The organism is Streptomyces sp. NPDC059002 (assembly GCF_042740435.1).
In the GTDB taxonomy this organism is placed as follows: domain Bacteria; phylum Actinomycetota; class Actinomycetes; order Streptomycetales; family Streptomycetaceae; genus Streptomyces.
Window position 1 is genome coordinate 40,255 of record NZ_JBHYJI010000021.1, and the last position, 18,385, is coordinate 58,639.

Here is an 18,385-nt window from a genome sequence, read left to right on the forward strand (position 1 = left end):
GTCGGCCGCAAAGCCCCTCTCCTCCCGGGGAGGGACGACCCGACCCCCCAAGACCAGGTACGTTCGATTCGTGGCTGGATTCAGGATCGGACGCGGCCGGGACAACCGCACCCCGCAAGCGCGACCACAACAACCGCGGCAGCAGCCGTACGGACAGCAGGCCCCGCAGGGGCAGCAGCAGCCGTACGGCTACCCACCCGTGCCCCCGAACCCGCAGCAGCACGGCGGGGGCGGACCTCAGTACGGCGGCCCGCAGTACGGCGGCGGACGCCCGCAGCACGGCGGCCCGCAGTACGGGAACGGTCCGCAATACGGCGGTGGCGGTGGCGGTCAGCAGTGGCCGCAGGCCGCCGGCGGTCACGGCGAGCCGGAGTACTTCGGCGGCCCCGACGACCAGGGCCACGGCCCCCAGGGCGGCTACGACCCCTACGCGGCCAACAACCCCGGCAGCACCCAGGCCTTCTCCATCGGCGAGGACCCGTACACCCAGGGCGACACCTACCGCGCGGGCCAGGCGGCGGCCCCGCCCATGGGCCCGCGCCTGCACTGGAAGGACCTGCTGCGCGGCATCGTGCTGCGCCCGGGCCCGACCTTCCTGCAGATGCGGGACTACGCGATGTGGGCCCCGGCCGTCATCGTCACCTTCCTCTACGGCCTGCTCGCGATCTTCGGCTTCGACAAGGCCCGCGAGGACGCGATCAACGCCACGCTCTCGGCGGCGGTCCCCTACGTCCTCACCACCGGCGTCGCGATCACCATCAGCACCTTCATCCTCGGCGTGGTCACGCACTCCCTCGCCCGCCAGCTCGGCGGCGACGGCGCCTGGCAGCCGACGGTCGGCCTCTCCATGCTGATCATGTCGCTGACGGACGCGCCCCGCGTGATCGTCGCGATGTTCCTCGGCGGCGGCCAGCCCTTCGTCCAGCTGCTCGGCTGGGCGACCTGGCTCGCGGCGGGCGGGCTGCTCACGCTGATGGTGAGCAAGTCGCACGACCTGCCGTGGCCGAGGGCGCTGGGCGCGGCGTCGATCCAGCTCCTGGCGATCCTGGCGATCATCAAGCTGGGCACGTTCTAGTCCTACGGACGGGCATGGGGAAGGGCCCCGGCGGACGCACTGTCCACCGGGGCCCTTCCCCGTTCACGTGCCGACGCGCTCAGGCGTCGAGGACCTGACCCTCACGCTTCACGACGGGCGGCTCGACGCTCCACGGGAAGTTGATCCACTCGTCGGTGCGCTTCCAGACGTACTCGCACTTCACGAGGGAGTGCGACTTCTCATAGATCACGGCGGACCGGACCTCGGCGACGTGGTCGAGGCAGAAGTCGTGGACGAGCTTCAGCGTCTTCCCGGTGTCGGCGACGTCGTCGGCGATCAGGACCTTCTTGTTCGAGAAGTCGATCGCGTTCGGGACGGGAGCCAGCATGACCGGCATTTCGAGCGTCTCATTGACGCCCGTGTAGAACTCCACATTCACGAGGTGGATGTTCTTGCAGTCGAGCGCGTACGCCAGGCCACCGGCGACGAACACGCCGCCGCGGGCGATCGACAGGATGACGTCGGGCTCGTACCCGTCGTCGGCGACGGTCTGCGCGAGCTCGCGCACGGCCCGGCCGAACTTCTCGTACGTAAGGTTCTCGCGCACGTCACTCATGCTGGATGTCACACCTGTGTCCGATGGAAATTGAGGAAGGAACGGGAGGCGGTGGGCCCGCGCTGCCCCTGGTAGCGAGACCCGTACCGCTCCGACCCGTAAGGCGACTCGGCGGGCGAAGTGAGCCGGAACATACACAGCTGCCCGATCTTCATGCCCGGCCAGAGCTTGATCGGCAGGGTCGCGAGGTTCGACAGCTCAAGGGTGACGTGCCCCGAGAACCCGGGGTCGATGAACCCGGCGGTGGAGTGCGTGACCAGCCCGAGCCGCCCGAGGCTGGACTTGCCCTCGAGCCGACTCGCAAGATCGTCGGGCAGGGAGATGACCTCGTACGTGGAGGCGAGCACGAACTCCCCGGGGTGCAGGATGAACGGCTCGTCCCCCTCGGGCTCCACGAGCCGCGTCAGATCGGCCTGCTCGACGGAGGGGTCGATGTGGGGGTAGCGGTGGTTCTCGAACACCCGGAAGTAGCGGTCCAGCCGCACGTCGATGCTCGAGGGCTGCACCATGGATTCGTCGTACGGGTCGATCCGCACCCGTCCGGAGTCGATCTCGGCCCGGATGTCCTTGTCTGAGAGAAGCACGCACCGAGGATACGCAGAGCGCGCGGGACCGCCCCAATCGGACGGAACCCCGCGCGCCTCACCACCTGCTGCCGCGAGCCCCTGCCCGCGCCGCTCGCTGCCCGCGCCCGCTACCGCTTCTGCAGCGCCACGGGCACGGCATGCCGGAGCCGGGCACACCGCGGACAGCGGATGAGCCGACCGGGACCGAGCCGGTCGGCCTGCTGCATCGGGAACGAAGCGGTGCTGAACACGTGCCCTTCGGCACAACGGACGACGGTGCGCTCCATCAAGTCCTCGAGTCCCTTCCCCAAAGCCGTAATTGACCTCGTCATGGCCCGTACTGACTCGTCCTGCTACTCACTCCGAGCCGACGGCGAAAGGCCACATTACGGTATGAAAGGGACGCCCCTCCAGGCGGCACGACCACAATCCACGGTACGCCCCAACTCCCTCCCCCCGCACGGCGCATCCACCCCCCGGACAGCACTCGGGCCCCACGGCGAGAGCGCCCGGGGCCCGGTATGAGGTACAGTGTGCGACGTTACGACACCGCCTCCGGCGGCACGTTTCGCGGGTGTAGTTTAGTGGTAGAACATCAGCTTCCCAAGCTGAGAGTGCGAGTTCGATTCTCGTCACCCGCTCCATAGTTGAGGCCCAGGTCAGCGACCTGGGCCTTTTTGTTGTGCGCCTGCTCCCCACTCGCGCCGACCGTCGCGTGCCGGATCCGTGCCAGAACCATGATCGTCAGGTCTTGCGTCCATGAGCCGCGCGAGGCCGAGGGTGACCAGCGCGGCCGCAGACGTGAGGGAACGCAGGTCACCCGATTGGTGCGGAAACGACACCCGGTGGGGGCCGGGCGGCCGCCCCGTAGCAGACGTCGCGGCCCTTCTGCCACCGGGAGAAGGGTGACGGGAGCAGCCGGGCAACGGCCGGAAGTCACAATGCGACGGATCCCGCCCGGAGGGGCAGCGATCCTGCCGCTCGACAGCTGCCTGTCAGCGGGCCGACGTCACTGCCAGAAGATCTCTTCAACGACGATCTGGGGGTCGGTTACACGGTGCATGAAGATGTACCGGAGCCAACCTCGGTAGTTGTCGAAGTACAGAACACGAGGTCCCTTGGGGCTGGTGGACCGCGCTGGCTCGACTCTCATGGTGCCCGGCAGTTCGGCGTCGGCTTCGATGCCACGAAAGTACGGGTCCTTCGCTGTCACCAGCTCAGCGCGGGCCGCGTCGACGATCTTCCGTACGTGCTCGGGCAGGGCGTCCCGTGCGGCTTGGGCTTTGAGAGTCCAGTCCATCTGCCAGGGCGGCCCCATGAACCCCTCGTCACTCATCGGCCCGGCTCCGTACGGGCAGCCATGTGGCGGATGTTGGATGCCTTCTCCAGAAGCTTCTTGGCCTCAGCGAGGTCGGTGGCTTGGGTGGCACGCGCTTCAAGGTCGGTCAGGTGGGCGTCGAGGTGCGGGTCACGGGCAATGGCGTACTCGCCCCACCAGCGAGCCATGAACGCGGGCACGGGACCAAGGTCGAACGTGTCGGCGATCGCCCACTTCCAATGCGCGTCGAAGTCGGTGAGCAGCTGCGGAGCGTTCTGAACAATGGCTTCGCGAAGTGCCTTCGGCGTTCTCTCGGGCATGGGAGGGATGCCGGGTGAATCGGTAGCAGCAGTGCTCATGCTCTGTCCTCCATCGGCCCGCGTCTCTCCGGTTTCCGAGCCTACCGTCGTGGCCTAGGCCACGACGGAGGTTCGCGCCGGACCCGTGTCAGAGCCGGGCATCGACCGGCGGTCTCGATCTGAGCGGTGGCCGGGAGGGACTCCCCCCGACCGTCAGTCGTCGCCGGTCGAACGGGCACCACAACAGCACAAGCAGCCACCGCACCACAGACGCACCAGAACGAGCGGGGAACCACGGGGAACGGCGGTGACAGCGAGGGGTTCGACAGAAGCCTTGATCCAAGCATTGATGCAGCTCAGCCCAATGTTCTTCGCTGAATCACTCAGCTTCCCAAGCTGAGAGTGCGAGTTCGATTCTCGTCACCCGCTCTTTCTCGAACCCCTGGGTCATGGACCCGGGGGTTCTTTGCTGCCCGGACCGTCGCACCGTCCCTGTGCCCCGGTTCGCCTCGTCCGGGATGCCGAGGGACAGGGCGAGCTCGCGGTGGTGCACCGCCTCGCCGCGAGGGCAACGGGCGCGGGTGGTGGGACTGCTGCCGCCGCTGAAGACGAGGGCCGGGAAGAGGCCGGCGTGGTGGAGGCCCGGGGAGGCGGCGGCCGCACCGAGGTCGTGGCTGCCCAGAGCGATCGCCGCCGAGCAGGGCCGGAGCTCGTGGCCATCTGGTGGTAGGCCCAGATGAGTTCGGCGTCGTGGAACTGCTCGTCGGTGATGGTGCCCTGCTCGTGGTCCGGCACTGCGACTCCTTGGCTCTTGTGCAGCTCGGGCAAGGACGGACGGCCCGGAGTCCGACTAGCCCTGGAGCACCTCCTTGTCGTGCGTCTCTTGCCGGGCCGCGGCTCGTACGGCGCGAGGGCCATTCCACCGCGGGGACCCTCACCACAGCTCCCCGGCGAGCCGTTCGTGGCTGAGGGCCACGAGTACGGCCACGGACGGCAGGGGGCACAGGTCGCCGGGGTCGCGCGGGAGTGCCGCCTTGGTTTCGTCCTGGTCGGTTCGGAGCCTGATGGCTGCTCGGCCCTGGAAGAACCCACGTTCTTAGTGGAAGCTGAGGGCGGGCAAGAACCAGGATTCTTGGTGGGGAGGGTCGGGGCGCGTGGGGGCTGTTGGGGTGGAGGTCAGTCGGCGGCAGATACTCGCTGCGGCGCATGAGTTGTTTTATGCGCACGGGGTTCGGGCGGTGACGATGCAGCAGATCCGGGATGTGTCGCGGGTGCCGTTGAATCGGTTGTACAAGACGTTTCCGTCGAAGGACGATCTTGTCGTTGCGTATCTGGATGACCGGGACCGCCTGGTACGCGATGCGCTCGGGGCCGCGCTTGCGGTGTATGACAGTCCTCGGGAGAAGGTTCTGGGGGTGTTCAGCTGGATGTATGAGGTCTTCCGGCAACCCGACTTCCGTGGCTGTGTGTTCACCAATACTTATGGCGAGCTGGGGGCCGACAGTCCGGCTGCGCGGATCGTGGTGCGGCACAAGGGTGCGATTCGTGAGCTGCTGACGGGCCTCGTCCGTGAGGTCGGCGTTGCCGATGCCGATGCCCTGGGGGTCCAGCTCCAGGGGCTGTGGGACGGGGCGATCATTCTGGCCACCATGACCCGTGAGCCCGACCACGCCCTGCACTCCCGCGCCACCGCGCAGACCCTGCTGGCCGCGGCCGAGGGTGACCGCCATTAGGGACAAGAGGCGGCCGAGCGTGGCCTCTGAGGCGGCTGAGAAGCGGCTGGGGCCGGGCCGCGAGGCGGCGTAGCGTCGGCGCCGCGTGTCGTTCCGAGGACATCAGGAAGGCATCCGTACGTCCCGCGCGGTTCATGTGGTGCTGGTGAGGTGACGGCACCGTACAAGGACGATTTGAGGAGTTCCGCATGGCCAGAGCGCGTCTGTCCCGTCGCCGGCTGATAGGTGCCGCTTCCGTGGCCGCCGCCACCGCGGTGGCGGTGACCGTCACCGCTTCGGCGGGGGCCTCCGACACGAAGGACCAGGCCCAGCGGGCGATCAAGGGCGGCAAGGCGAAGAACGTCATCCTGCTCATCGGCGACGGCATGGGCGACTCGGAGATCACGCTCGCGCGGGACTACACCGTGGGCGCCGACGGCCGGCTCAACATGGACAAGTTTCCGCTGACCGGCTCGTACACGACGTACTCCGTGCACGCGGACGGCTCCCCCGACTACGTCACCGACTCCGCCGCCAGCGGTTCCGGGTGGGCCACCGGCGTGAAGACCGTCAACGGGCGGATCTCGAAGACGCCGGGCACCGACAAGGCCGTGCCCACGATCCTGGAGCTCGCCCAGAAGAAGGGGTACGCGACCGGGTCCGTCACCACGGCCGAGCTGACCGACGCCACCCCGGCCGTGCTCGCCTCGCACGCGACCGACCGCAGCTGCCAGGGTCCGGCCGACATGGCCAAGTGCCCGGCGGACACCATCGCCAAGGGCGGGCCGGGGTCGATCGCCGAGCAGAGCGTCAACCACAAGGTCGACGTCCTCCTCGGCGGCGGCAAGAAGCGGTTCGACCAGAAGGTCACCGACGGGAAGTACAAGGGGCTCACCGTCACCGAGCAGGCGCAGAAGCTCGGGTACCAAGTCGTCACCAATGACAGTGAGTTGAAGTCGGTCAAGTCCGTCAAGGGTGGCAAGCCCGTCCTCGGGCTCTTCGCTCCCGGCAACGTACCCGTCGAGTGGACCGGCAAGGCCGCGGCCAAGGGCGGCACCGACCCGCAGCGCTGCACCACCTCCAACCCGGGCCGCCCGGACGGCACTCCCGCCCTCGCCGATCAGGCGAGCAAGGCCATCAAGCTGCTGGAGGCCAAGCAGAAGAGCGGGAAGGGCGGGAAGGGCTTCTTCCTCCAGGTCGAGGGCGCCTCGATCGACAAGCAGGACCACGCCGCCGACCCCTGCGGTCAGATCGGTGAGACCGCCGCGTTCGACCGCGCCGTGAAGGTCGCCCGCGACTACGCCGCCAAGCACCCGGACACCCTGGTCGTCACTACCGCCGACCACGCCCACACCAGCCAGATCGTCCCGCTGGAGGCGCAGCCGCCCGGCCTGTCCTCCACGCTCGTCACCGACGAGGGCCAGCAGCTGAAGGTCAACTACTCGACGAACACGCCGGGCGCCTCCCAGGAGCACACCGGCACGCAGGTCCGGATCGCGGCGCAGGGGCCGCAGGCGTACCGCGTCCTCGGCGTCACCAACCAGACCGATCTGTTCACCACCGTGCGTGAGGCCCTCCGGCTTCACTGAGGAGTGAACGAGGAGTCAACTCCCATACAGCGTTGCCTTGTTGAAGGCCCCGTCCCGGGTTCGGGCGGGGCCTTCGTCGTGTCCGCGGGCGCAGGTGTCCGCCCCCGCTCACTCCCTCGACAGCTGGTCCGCGGGGGCCATGACGCGACGTACGTCGGTACGTACTGCCAGGGCCGCGACGACACCTACGAGGGCTCCCCCAAGAAGCCGGGCGACCTGCACCTGACCCGGTGCGGGCGGCGCACGGTCCGATAGGCTCGCCATGTGACGGCCGACCAGCCCTCCGCGGGCCCTTACGCCATCGTCGCTGTCGCTTCGTCCGCGGGCGGTATCCAAGCACTCAGCACTCTTCTGGGAGCGCTGGGCCCTGAGCTCGCGGTGCCCGTTCTCGTGGTCCAGCATCTCGATCCGCGGCACCGGACGGTGATCGCCGACGTGCTCTCGCGACGCACCGACCTGCCGGTCAAGCTCGCGGAGGCCGGGGAGAAGCCGTCGCCGGGCACCGTCTACATCGCGCCTCCCGACCGGCATCTGCTGATCGGTTCCGACGGCATTCTGACCCTGTCGAGCACTGAGCTCGTCCATTTCGTACGCCCCTCCGCCGATCTCCTCTTCGAATCGGTCGCCGGTGCCTACGGGGCGCGGGCGATCGCCTGTGTCCTCACCGGGACCGGCATGGACGGCGCGATGGGGGCCGAGGCCGTGCAGTCGCGCGGCGGGACCGTGATCGCCGAGGATCCGCAGACCGCGGAGTTCCCGGGAATGCCGAGAGCGGTGGTGGACACGGGCGCGGTGGATTTCGTGCTACCTCTTGTGGAGATCGCGGCTGTGGTCCACGGACTTCTCGAAGCCACGGGGCAGTGATGAGCCAACCTCAGCAGGAACCTGCGCAGGAACATCGGCAGGAACGGACAGGGCCGCCGGATCCGCTGAAGGCGGAGTCCGACGAGGCCCTGGAAGAGCTGCTCATCTTCATCAGGGAGGCCCGCGGCTTCGACTTCACGGGCTACAAGCGCTCCACCCTGGGACGGCGCATCAACAAGCGGATGACCGACGTCGGCATCAGCTCCTACCCGGACTACCAGGACCTCCTGGAGACGAGCGCGGACGAGTTCAGCGCCCTCTTCAACACGATCCTCATCAACGTCACCTCCTTCTTCCGCGACACGGACGCCTGGAACCTGCTGCAGCGCGAGGTCGTCCCCGAGCTGCTCGCGGACCTCGCGCCCGACCAGGAGATCAGGGTGTGGAGCGCCGGCTGTTCCAGCGGTGAGGAGGCGTACTCCCTGGTCATCATGTTCGCGGAGGCGCTGGGCATCGAGGAGTGCCTGCGCCGGGTCAAGATCTACGCCACGGACGTCGACGAGGAGGCGCTGCGCGAGGCCCGTTCGGGGCTCTACCCGGCGAAGTCCCTCGAACCGCTCTCCATGGAGCTGCGGGACAAGTACTTCGAGCAGAACGGCGCGCAGTTCAGCTTCCGGCCCGACCTGCGGCGCCGGGTGATCTTCGGGCGGCACGACATCACCCGGGACGCCCCCATCTCCCGGCTCGACCTGCTGATCTGCCGCAACACCCTGATGTACTTCAACGTCGAGGCGCAGACGCAGATCGTCGACCGCTTCCACTTCGCGCTGCGCCAGGGCGGGTACCTGTTCCTCGGCAAGGCCGAGATGCTGCTGAACGACGCCGACCGCTTCGAGGTCGCCGACATGCGGCAGCGGATCTTCCGGCGCCGCACCGGGGAGGCCGGACTGCCGTACCACCCGGCCCCGTTGAAGGTCAGGCCGGGCACGGGCATCGAGCTGAACTCGGTCGCGCGCACCCGTCAGCTGCGCGATCTGGTCCTTGACTCGGGCCCTGTCCCGTGGATCGCCCTGGACAGCGACGGCATCGTCGTCGTCATCAACAGCCATGCGCGGATCCAGTTCGGGCTGAGTTCGGGTGACGTCGGACGCCCCTTCCAGGATCTGGAGATCTCCTACCGTCCCGTCGAGCTCCGTTCCCTGATCGAACAGGCCACGCACGAGCGCCGCACGCTCCGGGTCAACAGGGTCGAGCGAAGAGCGGGCGAGGAAGTCACGTACCTCGACATCCTCATCCAGCCGCTCTCCGGGCCCAACGGCCTGCACGTCGCCACCACGATCTCGTTCACCGACGTCACCGTCGCCACGCAGCTCAAGGCCGAGATCAAGCGGGTGCGCGAGGACCTGGAGACGGCGTACGAGGAACTCCAGTCGACCAACGAGGAGTTGGAAACCACCAACGAAGAACTCCAGTCCAGCATCGAGGAACTGGAGACCACGAACGAGGAACTCCAGTCCACGAACGAGGAGTTGGAGACAACCAACGAAGAACTCCAGTCCGGGAACGAGGAACTGGAGACCATGAACGACGAGATGCGCATCCGCACCGAGGAGCTGGACGAGGCACGCGCGTTCCTGGAAGCCGTGCTGACCAGCATCGCGGCGGGCGTCGTGGTCCTGGACAGCAAGCTGCGGGTCAAGAGCTGGAACCGGGGCGCCGTCGACCTGTGGGGACTGCGCGCCGACGAGGTCGTCGACGAGCCGTTCTTCAACCTGGACTTCGGGCTGCCGACCGAGTCGCTGCAGCCCGTGGTGCACCAGTGCCTGAAGACCCGCAAGCGTTCGGGGCCGGTCGGTGTGCACGCCCTGAGCCGCATCGGCAGACCCATCACGTGCGACGTCTTCTGCTCCCCGTTCGACGGGCACAACGGCGGTGTCGTCCTCATGATGGAAGAAAGCAGAAGCGACGTTGCCGACTGACGGCGGCGGCGTACGCTGCTGGCATGACGCCGAAGGGGTATGACGAAGCCCTCGGTCTGGCGGCGAAGGCGCGCAACCGCGCCGCCCACGCGCTCGAACGCGCGGCGCGGGCCGCTGCAGTGGCCGAGCGCCACGAACTCCTCGCGGGCAGGCCGGGGGGCGAGTTCAACGCCCAGATCGCGGCGACGCACCGCCACACGGCCGAGTGCCACCGCTCGTCGGCCCAGCTCCAGGAGGCCTTCGCCCGCCGATCCGTGGCGTGGGCGCGGGGCCAGGGCGTGCAGCCCCGGTTCATGACCGGGGTCGCCGAGGCGTGCGGCACGCAGAGCGCGGCGCTCACCCTCGTCGACTCCGCCCACAACCAACTGGCGGTCGCCCCGTCCGACGAACGCGCAAGGGCCGCCCAGGACTTGGAGTTCGTGCTCGGCGAAGGACCGTCCAGGGACGCGGCGTCGGGGATGTGCCCCGTCGCCAGCTCGGGACCGGCGATCGAGAGCCGCTGGCCGTGCTACGGGCCCGCCCTCGTCGCCCTCGGCATCACGTCGGTGGCCGCGGTTCCGCTGCGGACACCGGGCAGTTGCATCGGCTCGCTCGCCGTCTTCGACCCCCGCCCCGATGCCGCGGAGCTGTCCGGTCTCGCCGAGATCGCCGCCGCGCTCACCCGCATCGTGATGCTCGGCCCCGACGCCGACCCGGAACTGTACGGCGGAACGGACCACCGGGACCTGGTCCAGCAGGCGGCGGGCGTGCTCGCCGCCCGCTCCGGGTGTTCCGTCAGTGACGCGGTGGCGCTCGTCAAGGCGCATGCCTTCGCCGGGGAGACCTCCACCGAGGAGATCGCCCGGCAGATCCTGCACGGAGACCTGGAACTCGGCTGAGAAGGAAGCGGGAGAAGAAGCATGACGACCGAGCAACGGCTGGCCGATGTGTTCGTTGCCTTAGCCGGAGGCCCGGCGGCGGGTTCCCCGCAGGACCCGACGGACCTCCTGGGCACCCTGTCGATCCTCGCGCACCACAGCCCGCCCCTCCTCGGAGTCCGCGCCGCCGCCGTGGTGTTCGTCCCCGGCGGGCGCGAGGCGCCGCAGGTGGTGTCCTCGGACACCAGGGTGTACCGCATGGAGTACGCCGCCGTCGGCCATCGCGAGGGCCCCGCCCACGACTGCCACCACGGCGATCGGCGCCCGGCCCCCGTGCCCCTCGACAGCCCCCAGGCCAGGGGGCGTTGGCCGCACTACGCGCCGCGGGCCGTGGCCCTCGGCTACACCCACGTCGCCGCCCTCCCCCTGCGCGGCCACACACGGAACAGCGGCGCGCTCGTCCTGCTGTCGTCCGGCCACCGGAGCGGCTTCTCGCCCGGCGTCCTCGCGCTCGGCCAGTCGATGGCGGACTTCACCGCCGTCACCCTGGAACGCGCGCAGGAGGCCGACCACAGCCGCACCCTCGCCGCCCAGCTGGAACAGGCCCTGACCAGCCGCGTCGTCATCGAACAGGCCAAGGGGATGATCGCGGCGCGCAGATCCCTGAGCCTGAACGACGCCTTCGACCTGCTGCGCAGGCATGCGCGGTCGCACCGGCGGCTGTTGAGCGACGTGGCCCGCGAAGTCGTCGAGGGGCGGGCGGACCCGGAGTTGAGCGGGGAGCGCGTCAACTGACCGGGCCGGTCGGGGTCCTGGGACGACTGGCCCGGTCGCGGGGGTCCGTCAGGCGGTCGTCCTGTCCGGGCGCACGCCGTCAGGGATGACGGAGTACGCCATGCACACGAGCCCGATGGAAGCGATTGCGATGGCAACTCGCACCGCGGGGAGCTTGGTGAACCTGCGACGACCGGGCCCACCGTCTTGCTTGTACGTCACCTAGGAAGACTCCTCGCCTGAATTGGCATTTCTCAACGATGAGGGCATGCCGGATCGCCACGAAGATTCGACATCCAGGTGATCGCCCGACGAGAGCAGATGCTACAGACCCCGGTAGCGGTACAGGCAAGTTATGGCCCAGGATTCCGGGTATGCGGCACCCGGGGACAGTTACGCGCGTAACTCTCGGCACACCGTGTCAATACCCGCGCCCACGCAGCCGCCCCAGCTCCCGCGACGCCCTCGCCTCCTCCGCGCGCGCCCCGATGCGCCGGCAGATCGACAGGCTCTCCTCCAGGTGCGCGACGGCCTGCGCCCTGCGCCCCGTGTCGAGTTCGACGCGGGCCAGGCCGTAGAGGACGTCCGCGATTTCGCCCTCGGCGCGGATGTGCCGGACCACGGCCAGCGCGGCGACATGCTGGGGCAGGGCCTGTTCGCCGCGGCCCGCGATCCGGTGGGCCCTGCCGATGCCGTTGAGGGCGATTCCCTCGCCGAGGCGGTCGCCCACGCCGCGCAGTACGGGCAGGGCCTTTCCGTAGAGGGCGAGTGCCTCTTCCGGCTTGTGGAGGGTGGTGAGGACGTTCGCCAGATTCATCTGGAGGGTGGCGTGATCGCCCCTGCTGCCCATGCCGTTCGACAATTCGATGGCTTCTCTGTAAGACCTTTCCGCGGCTTTTGGATCGCCGTTCTTTCGGTACAGCTCCGCCATATTGTTCAGGGTGCGATATCTGCCTCTGTCGTCGCCCTCTTTCGTGAAGCCGGAGAGGGCGGAGAGGAAGCATTCGATTGCTTCCTTGTGCTGTCCCAGGTGGAGGTGGGCTATGCCGAGAAGGTTGTGGGTGCGGGCCACCTGGAGGGTCTTCCCTGTTTGCAGTAGGTAAGTCAGGGAGTGTTGTTGGAGCGAGCGCACCAGGGCGTACCGGCCCGTCTGCCACAGCGGGATCGACAGCTGGTGGATGGCCTCGCTCTCCAGCTCGGCGTCCTCGAGGTCCCGCGCGATGTCCAGGGCCTCGCGGGCGGCCGCGATCCCCTCCTCGTACTGACCGCTGTGGGTGTGCACGGCGGACAGGTCGAGCTGGGCGCGCGCCCCGGCCGCGTGGTCGCCGACGGCGCGCCAGTGGTCCGCGGCCCGGCGCAGCAGGGGTGCGGCCGTGCCCAGGTGGCCTTCCATGTCCAGGAATCCGGCCAATGCATGGACCGCCAGGGCGAGTTGACGTTCCGACGCGTTCTGTCGAATCCAGTCGAGAACGTCCAGCAGATTGGCGCTCTCGGTCATGAACCATCGTTCGGCGGTGTGCGCGTCGTTGAACTCCGGACCTGTCTGTACGGAAAGTCCGTCCGTGTCGAGCGGAATGCGCGAGCGGAAGGGATAGGCGAGCCGGTCGGCGCGGTCCGCAACATGGATGTAGTGATCCACCAACCGCCGTACTGCCAGCCGGGATTCGCCTTCCGGTGCGACCTCGCCGGGGATTCCGCTTTCGTCATCGAAGAGCGAACGCGCGTACTCACGAAGGAGATCGTGCATGGTGAATCGATGCGGCGAAGGTTCGGAGATGAGGTGTTGGGAGAGGAGTTCTTCCAGTATTCGCTCGGTTGTGCCGACGGGGAGACCGGCCAGGGCCGCCACCGCGTGCGGGGCGAAGTCCACGCCGAAGTGCAGGCCCGTGCGGCGGAAGACGAGGCGCTGGGTGGCGGTCAGGGCGCGGCTCGACAGTTCGAAGACGTGCCGCACCGTCCGTTCCCCGTCGTGGAGTTCGGAGAGGTGCTCGCCGCCCGCGGTCAGCTGGTCGAGCAGGTCGGACGTGGTCCATGAGGGCCGGGAGAGCAGTCGGCTCGCGGCGATCTCGATGGCCAGGGGCAGATGACCGCAGAGCCGGACGATCTCCTCGACCTCCGGCTCGCGGGTCACGCACCGTCCGTCGACGCGCCGCAGGAAGAGCGCGACCGCGTCGTCGCGCGGCAGGACGTCGAGGGACACCGGGCGCACGCCCGGCAGGCCGGGAAGCCGCCTGCGGCTCGTCACCACGACCGCCGTCGGCGATTCGCCGGGGAGCAGCGGCCCGACCTGCCCGGTGTCGGCGGCGTCGTCCAGGATCACGATCATGCGCCGGTCGCGGACCGTGGCCCGCCAGAGGGAGACCAACTCGTCCAGGTTCTGCGGGAGTTCCATGGGCGGCACGCCGAGCAGGCGCAGGAGTTCGGTGAGGGCGCGGGCCGCGGTGAGCGGGTCCCGGTCGGAGGCGTGCCCGCCGAGGTGCAGGAAGAGGCGGCCGTCCGGGAAGCGGTCCCGCAGCCGGTGCGCGAGATGGACGGCCAGGGCGGTCTTGCCGACGCCGCCCATGCCGTCGATGGCCTCGACGGTGACGACCGCGGCCGATGTGCCGTTTCCTTCGCAGAGGGCGGCGGTGAGGCGGCGCAGTTCGTCGTGGCGGCCGACCCAGGGGATGTCGCGCGGCACATTGTCCGGGACGCCGCGGGGCCGCCCGGCGGGCTGCTGCCTGCCGGTTCCGTGGTGGTCGAGCAGGGCCTTCGCGGGTGTCGCGGAGAGGATGCCCTGGTGGACGCGGCGCAGTCGGCGGCCCGCGTCCAGGCCGATGTCGCGGACCACGCGCTGCCGGGTGCGCTGGAGCAGCCGGGTCGCCTCGGCGGTGCGGCTGCTGCCGTACAGGGCGATGGCCAGGTGCTCGGCGAGCGCCTCGTCGACGGGGTGGTCGTCGGCGAGGGGCAGCAGGACGGGTACGGCCTCGGTGAACTTCCCCGCCCGCATGAGGATGTCGGCGCGCAGCATGGCCGCGGCGAGGCTGCTCTCGGCGACGGTGGCGCGCAGGTGCTCGGCCCAGGAGCCGGTGATCCCGGCCAGGGGTTCGCCGCGCCAGAGGGTGTCGGCGTGGTCGAGCAGGCGCAGGGCGGCGTCGTCGTCCTTGCTGTCCTTGAGGGAGCGGGCCTGGTCGACGCAGCTGGTGTAGCTGCGCAGGTCGACCCGGTCGGGGTCCACGTCCATCACGTACGCGTTGGTGCGGCTGACGACCGCGGGGGCCGCACCTCCCACGATCCGCAGGGCCTTGCGGATCCTGGACACATGGGCGTGCAGGGCCTCCCGCGCCTTGACCGGGGGGTCCTCGTCCCAGATCCGGCGGATCAGGGTGTCCATGCCGACGGTGCGGCTCGCGTCCCAGGCCAGGGCGGCGAAGGCGAGGCGGGTCTTGGTGGAACCGATGTCACCGCGCCGGCCGGCGGCTCGTACCTCGACCGGTCCTGAAAGTCGGATCTCGAATTCCACCAGCGTCCTCCCGCCGGTCCGGCCCTCTCCTGGCCGGGTGTTCGAGAGTGACATGGACCTGTCGTACTGGCCATATCTGCCCCGCTTAAGTCCGAAACTGAACGACGCACGAATGCTTCTGTTCATTTGTCGGCCGGAGTGGGGAGTGACTCTCCAGCGCACCGAAGAAACCGGAGAGACCGAAGAAGCCGAAGAAGCCGAAGAAGCAGCATTCCGCGTGCACAGGCGGCCGACATGATCGGGCGGTCGAGAAGGGGGCCACATTCGTGCCAGTCCCACAATCCGGCGGAGCGGAAGCGCTGTTGTCGGCCATGGTCGCGTGCGGTTCCGACCGGGAATCCGCCGCCTGGCACGCGCTGGACCGAGTCGTACGGGACGCGGCGGCGGCGGACCCGGCGCTGGCCCTGGCTCCGCGCTGGCCGCCACCACAGGGACCGGCCAGCGCGGAGTTACGACAACTCGCCATGGCCCTGGAGGAGTTGGCGGCCCGCGACGCGGCGACGCGGCACGCGCTCGCGGACTGGCTGCGGCAGTACGCACCGGGCCCGCCCCCGACCGCATCACCGGCGCCGCCCGCCGCCGTCTCCGATACCGCCACCACCGTCTCCGACACCGCCACCGCCGCGAACGTCATCAGCGGCTCCGCCGCACTCCACGGCCCGACCGTCCAGGCCCATCACATCCAGGGCGACGTCCACTTCCACCAGCCGCCCGCGCCCGACACCGCCCCCGGCCACCACCGGCTCCCCGTCCCCCGCCAACTGCCGCCCGTACGCACCCGGTTCGTGGACCGCGAGGGCGATCTGCGGGTCCTGGACGGCATGCGGGCGCGACGGGCGGCGCACGCGGCCCCGCTCGTGGTCGTCAGCGGATTCGCCGGGGTCGGCAAGACCAGCCTCGCCTCGCGCTGGCTGCACAGGAACGCGAGCAGCTACCCCGACGGGCATCTCTACGCCGATCTCGGAAGCAGCACAGGCGAGGGTGCGGGGGAAGGCGAGGGGGAGGCGGGCCGCGGCCCTGTCGCCCCCGCCACCGTCCTGGAGGGTTTCCTGTTCGCGCTGGGCGCCCCCTCGGTGCCGTCGAGCGTCGCGGGCCGGGTCTCCCTGTGGCGCACGCTGACGTCGGGCCTGCGCATCGCCGTACTCCTGGACAACGCGTTCACGGCCGCGCAAGTACGTCCGCTGCTGCTCGGCGCGCCGACCGGGCTCACCGTCGTGACCAGCAGGAACGACCTCACGGGGCTGCGGGTCGACGGGGCGTCCGTGCACCGGCTCGCCGCGCTGCCCGCCGACTCCGCGGTCGAGCTCCTGGCGATGGGGGCGGGCGGCGGACGCGTCGAGCGCGACCTTGCGGCCGCCCGCGAAGTGGTCACGCTGTGCGGCCGGTTGCCCCTCGCGGTCTGTCTGGCGTCCGCGCAGCTCGCGGCCCGCCCGCACCGTTCCGTGGCGGCTCTCGCGGAGAGCCTGTCCCAGGGGCAGGGGTCCCTGGACACCCTGCGCGTCGACGGGGAGGCAGTGATGCGTACGGCACTGGACATGTCCTACGGTCTGCTGCCGCCCGACGGCGCGCGGCTCTACCGGCGCCTCGGCCTGCTGCCCACGGACCGCTACGACGCGTACCTGCTGGCCGCCGTCGCGGGCGACGCGGGCGGGGACCCCGGCAAGGGCGGGGACCCCGGCACGGGCGGGGACCCCGGCACGGGCGGCGAAGCGACAGGCACCACGGCCGTCGAGATGTCCGTCGACGCCCTCATGGAGGCGAACCTCCTGGAGGAGACCGGCCCCGGCGTCTACCGCTTCCACGACCTCGTACGCCCCCACGCCCGCCGCGTCGGCGAGGCGGAGGAGAGCCCCGCGCAGCGCGCGCACACACTGCGGCGGTACGTCGACTGGTGCCTGGCCACCGCGGCCGCCGCGGAACGCATCCTCACGCCGAGCCACCCCCTGCCGGGCCACGACCTGCCCGCGCCGGGCGTCGCGCCCACCCCGCTCGAAGGCCCCGACGAGGCGCTGGCCTGGCTGGACGCCCACCGCAACGGCCTGATGGGCGCGCTGCGGCACTGCGCGCGTGCGGGCTGGCACACCTCCTGCTGGCGCCTCGCGGACCTCGCCTGGCCGCTCTTCCTCAGGCTCAGACCCTCCGCGATGTGGATCGAGGCGCACCGCATCGGCCTCGAAGCGGCCCGCAGGAGCGGTTCCCGGCAGGGCGAGGGCCGCATGCTGACCTCCGGCGCGATCGGGCTGCGCGACGCGGGGCGGTACGAGGAGGCGGCCGACTGGTACCGGCAGGCCCTCGAACACGCCACGGCGGACGGCGACGTACGGCAGCAGGCGCAGGCCATCAACGGCCTCGGGCACATCAGTCTGCTCGCGCGGCGGCTCGACGAGGCCCGCGAGCACTTCGAACACGCCCTGCGCCTGCGGGAGTCGATCGGCTACCTGCGCGGCGCCGCGCTGTCCCGCACCCGGCTCGGCGAGACGGCCCTCGCGGGCGGCGCCCTGGGCTCGGCGGCAGGTCATCTGCGGCGCGCGCACGAGGAGTTGACGGCCCTCGGCGAGGAGTACGAAGCGGCCCGTGCGCTCGCCCTCCTCGGCCATGTCCTGGCCGAGGAGGGCGATCACGAGGGCGGCACGGGGCGGTTGCGCGATGCCCGGTCGAGGTTCCGCACGGGCGGCGCACGCTCGGCGCACTGGGAGGGCCGAAGCCTGGAGTGGCTCGGACAGGCCGCCGCGTCGCGGGGCGACACGGACGAGGCCCGCCGCTGCTACGAGGCCGCCCGGGAGCTCTTCCGCCGCCTCAACCCGAGCGACGCGGAACGCGTGGACGAGCGGCTGCGACACCTCTGACGCGGCTGCCCCGCGCCCCGACCGGACAGGGCGCGCCCCGCGCACCGGCCGAACACGGCCCACCCCACACGCCGACCGGACACGACCCGCCCGCCCAGGCACCGACCGACCGCAGCGCCCCCAGCGACCCGCCCGACGCCACCCAGGCGTGCACGGCCGACGCGACGGCGTGCGGGGGCGGGGACGGAGACGGAGGCAGGGGCGGGAACAGGGAAGGGGACAGGGACGGGTCACCGGTCGGCAAGGAGACGGCGGTCCCGTCCCGCGCGGCGACCGCGTAGCCCGCCCCGGCGTCGGGGACGACGGCGACGAGGCAGCCCGGATGCCGCGCGAGCAGCCGGCCCGCACGGCACCGGGCCGCCGCCCGCCGCAGGGGCGTCCGGGCCACCAGGACATCGGCGCACTCTGCGAAGCACGCCCCGGCCGAGGTGTCCGGATCCGCCCACAAGTGGACGTCGTCGCGGACCCCCCGCCACGGGAGGCCCCG

Annotated in this window: 14 protein-coding genes, 1 tRNA gene and 1 pseudogene; 10 read left to right on the top strand and 6 right to left on the bottom strand. The window is 70.3% G+C overall.

What is annotated here, in order from left to right; all coding sequences use genetic code 11:
- Positions 1 to 70: 70 nt before the first annotated feature.
- A complete protein-coding gene (locus ACFWZ2_RS20450) occupies positions 71 to 1,075 on the top strand; it encodes a Yip1 family protein (RefSeq protein ID WP_384547580.1) in 1,005 nt (334 codons plus the stop codon).
- A 79-nt stretch (positions 1,076 to 1,154) separates the two neighbouring features.
- On the opposite strand, the gene ACFWZ2_RS20455 is transcribed toward ACFWZ2_RS20450, so the two are convergent.
- A complete protein-coding gene (locus ACFWZ2_RS20455) occupies positions 1,155 to 1,652 on the bottom strand; it encodes a phosphoribosyltransferase (protein ID WP_384547581.1) in 498 nt (165 codons plus the stop codon).
- 8 nt (positions 1,653 to 1,660) lie between these two features.
- On the bottom strand, positions 1,661 to 2,236 hold the full coding sequence (dcd, locus tag ACFWZ2_RS20460) for a dCTP deaminase (protein ID WP_362329563.1): 576 nt from the start codon (positions 2,234 to 2,236) through the stop codon (positions 1,661 to 1,663).
- Positions 2,237 to 2,788: 552 nt separating this feature from the next.
- Here dcd and ACFWZ2_RS20465 point away from each other — a divergent pair.
- Positions 2,789 to 2,862 (top strand) — tRNA-Gly (locus tag ACFWZ2_RS20465).
- A gap of 365 nt (positions 2,863 to 3,227) precedes the next feature.
- Here the strand turns inward: ACFWZ2_RS20465 and ACFWZ2_RS20470 are convergent.
- From ACFWZ2_RS20470 to ACFWZ2_RS20480, 3 genes and pseudogenes are all read right to left on the bottom strand, one after another.
- Complete coding sequence (locus ACFWZ2_RS20470; protein ID WP_384547583.1) at positions 3,228 to 3,554, bottom strand: hypothetical protein; 327 nt, start codon at positions 3,552 to 3,554, stop codon at positions 3,228 to 3,230.
- Positions 3,551 to 3,895 (bottom strand): DUF6247 family protein, encoded by a 345-nt coding sequence (locus ACFWZ2_RS20475; RefSeq protein WP_384547584.1) that lies wholly within the window; start codon positions 3,893 to 3,895, stop codon positions 3,551 to 3,553. Before ACFWZ2_RS20475 ends, ACFWZ2_RS20470 begins: the two co-directional genes overlap by 4 nt.
- A gap of 445 nt (positions 3,896 to 4,340) precedes the next feature.
- A pseudogene (locus tag ACFWZ2_RS20480) lies at positions 4,341 to 4,630 on the bottom strand (YdcF family protein); the annotation flags it as partial.
- A gap of 374 nt (positions 4,631 to 5,004) precedes the next feature.
- On the opposite strand from ACFWZ2_RS20480, the gene ACFWZ2_RS20485 reads away from it, so the two are divergent.
- The 7 genes from ACFWZ2_RS20485 to ACFWZ2_RS20515 all read left to right on the top strand — a co-directional run bounded on the left by ACFWZ2_RS20485 (position 5,005) and on the right by ACFWZ2_RS20515 (position 11,571).
- The gene (locus tag ACFWZ2_RS20485) at positions 5,005 to 5,568 is read left to right on the top strand and encodes a TetR/AcrR family transcriptional regulator (protein ID WP_384547713.1); all 564 of its coding nucleotides are present in this window, start codon (positions 5,005 to 5,007) and stop codon (positions 5,566 to 5,568) included.
- A 188-nt stretch (positions 5,569 to 5,756) separates the two neighbouring features.
- A complete protein-coding gene (gene phoA / locus ACFWZ2_RS20490; RefSeq protein WP_384547586.1) occupies positions 5,757 to 7,136 on the top strand; it encodes an alkaline phosphatase in 1,380 nt (459 codons plus the stop codon).
- 78 nt (positions 7,137 to 7,214) lie between these two features.
- Complete coding sequence (locus ACFWZ2_RS20495; RefSeq protein ID WP_384547588.1) at positions 7,215 to 7,391, top strand: hypothetical protein; 177 nt, start codon at positions 7,215 to 7,217, stop codon at positions 7,389 to 7,391.
- A 9-nt stretch (positions 7,392 to 7,400) separates the two neighbouring features.
- Positions 7,401 to 8,000 (top strand): chemotaxis protein CheB, encoded by a 600-nt coding sequence (locus ACFWZ2_RS20500; RefSeq protein WP_384547590.1) that lies wholly within the window; start codon positions 7,401 to 7,403, stop codon positions 7,998 to 8,000.
- Positions 8,000 to 9,919 (top strand): CheR family methyltransferase, encoded by a 1,920-nt coding sequence (locus ACFWZ2_RS20505; protein WP_384547592.1) that lies wholly within the window; start codon positions 8,000 to 8,002, stop codon positions 9,917 to 9,919. Before ACFWZ2_RS20500 ends, ACFWZ2_RS20505 begins: the two co-directional genes overlap by 1 nt.
- A gap of 23 nt (positions 9,920 to 9,942) precedes the next feature.
- Positions 9,943 to 10,797: a GAF and ANTAR domain-containing protein gene (locus tag ACFWZ2_RS20510; protein ID WP_384547594.1), complete on the top strand. Its 855-nt coding sequence runs from the start codon at positions 9,943 to 9,945 to the stop codon at positions 10,795 to 10,797.
- A gap of 21 nt (positions 10,798 to 10,818) precedes the next feature.
- Positions 10,819 to 11,571 carry an ANTAR domain-containing protein gene (locus ACFWZ2_RS20515; protein ID WP_384547596.1) on the top strand — a complete coding sequence of 251 codons (753 nt, stop codon included), beginning with the start codon at positions 10,819 to 10,821 and terminating at the stop codon, positions 11,569 to 11,571.
- Positions 11,572 to 11,971: 400 nt separating this feature from the next.
- On the opposite strand, the gene ACFWZ2_RS20520 is transcribed toward ACFWZ2_RS20515, so the two are convergent.
- Positions 11,972 to 15,052, bottom strand: coding sequence for a tetratricopeptide repeat protein (locus ACFWZ2_RS20520; RefSeq protein ID WP_384547598.1), 3,081 nt, complete (start codon positions 15,050 to 15,052; stop codon positions 11,972 to 11,974).
- Between the two features lie 266 nt (positions 15,053 to 15,318).
- Here ACFWZ2_RS20520 and ACFWZ2_RS20525 point away from each other — a divergent pair, with 266 nt between their 5' ends.
- Entirely contained in the window at positions 15,319 to 17,898 is a 2,580-nt protein-coding gene (locus ACFWZ2_RS20525; RefSeq protein WP_384547600.1) for a hypothetical protein, read from the top strand.
- Positions 17,899 to 18,385 lie beyond the last annotated feature (487 nt).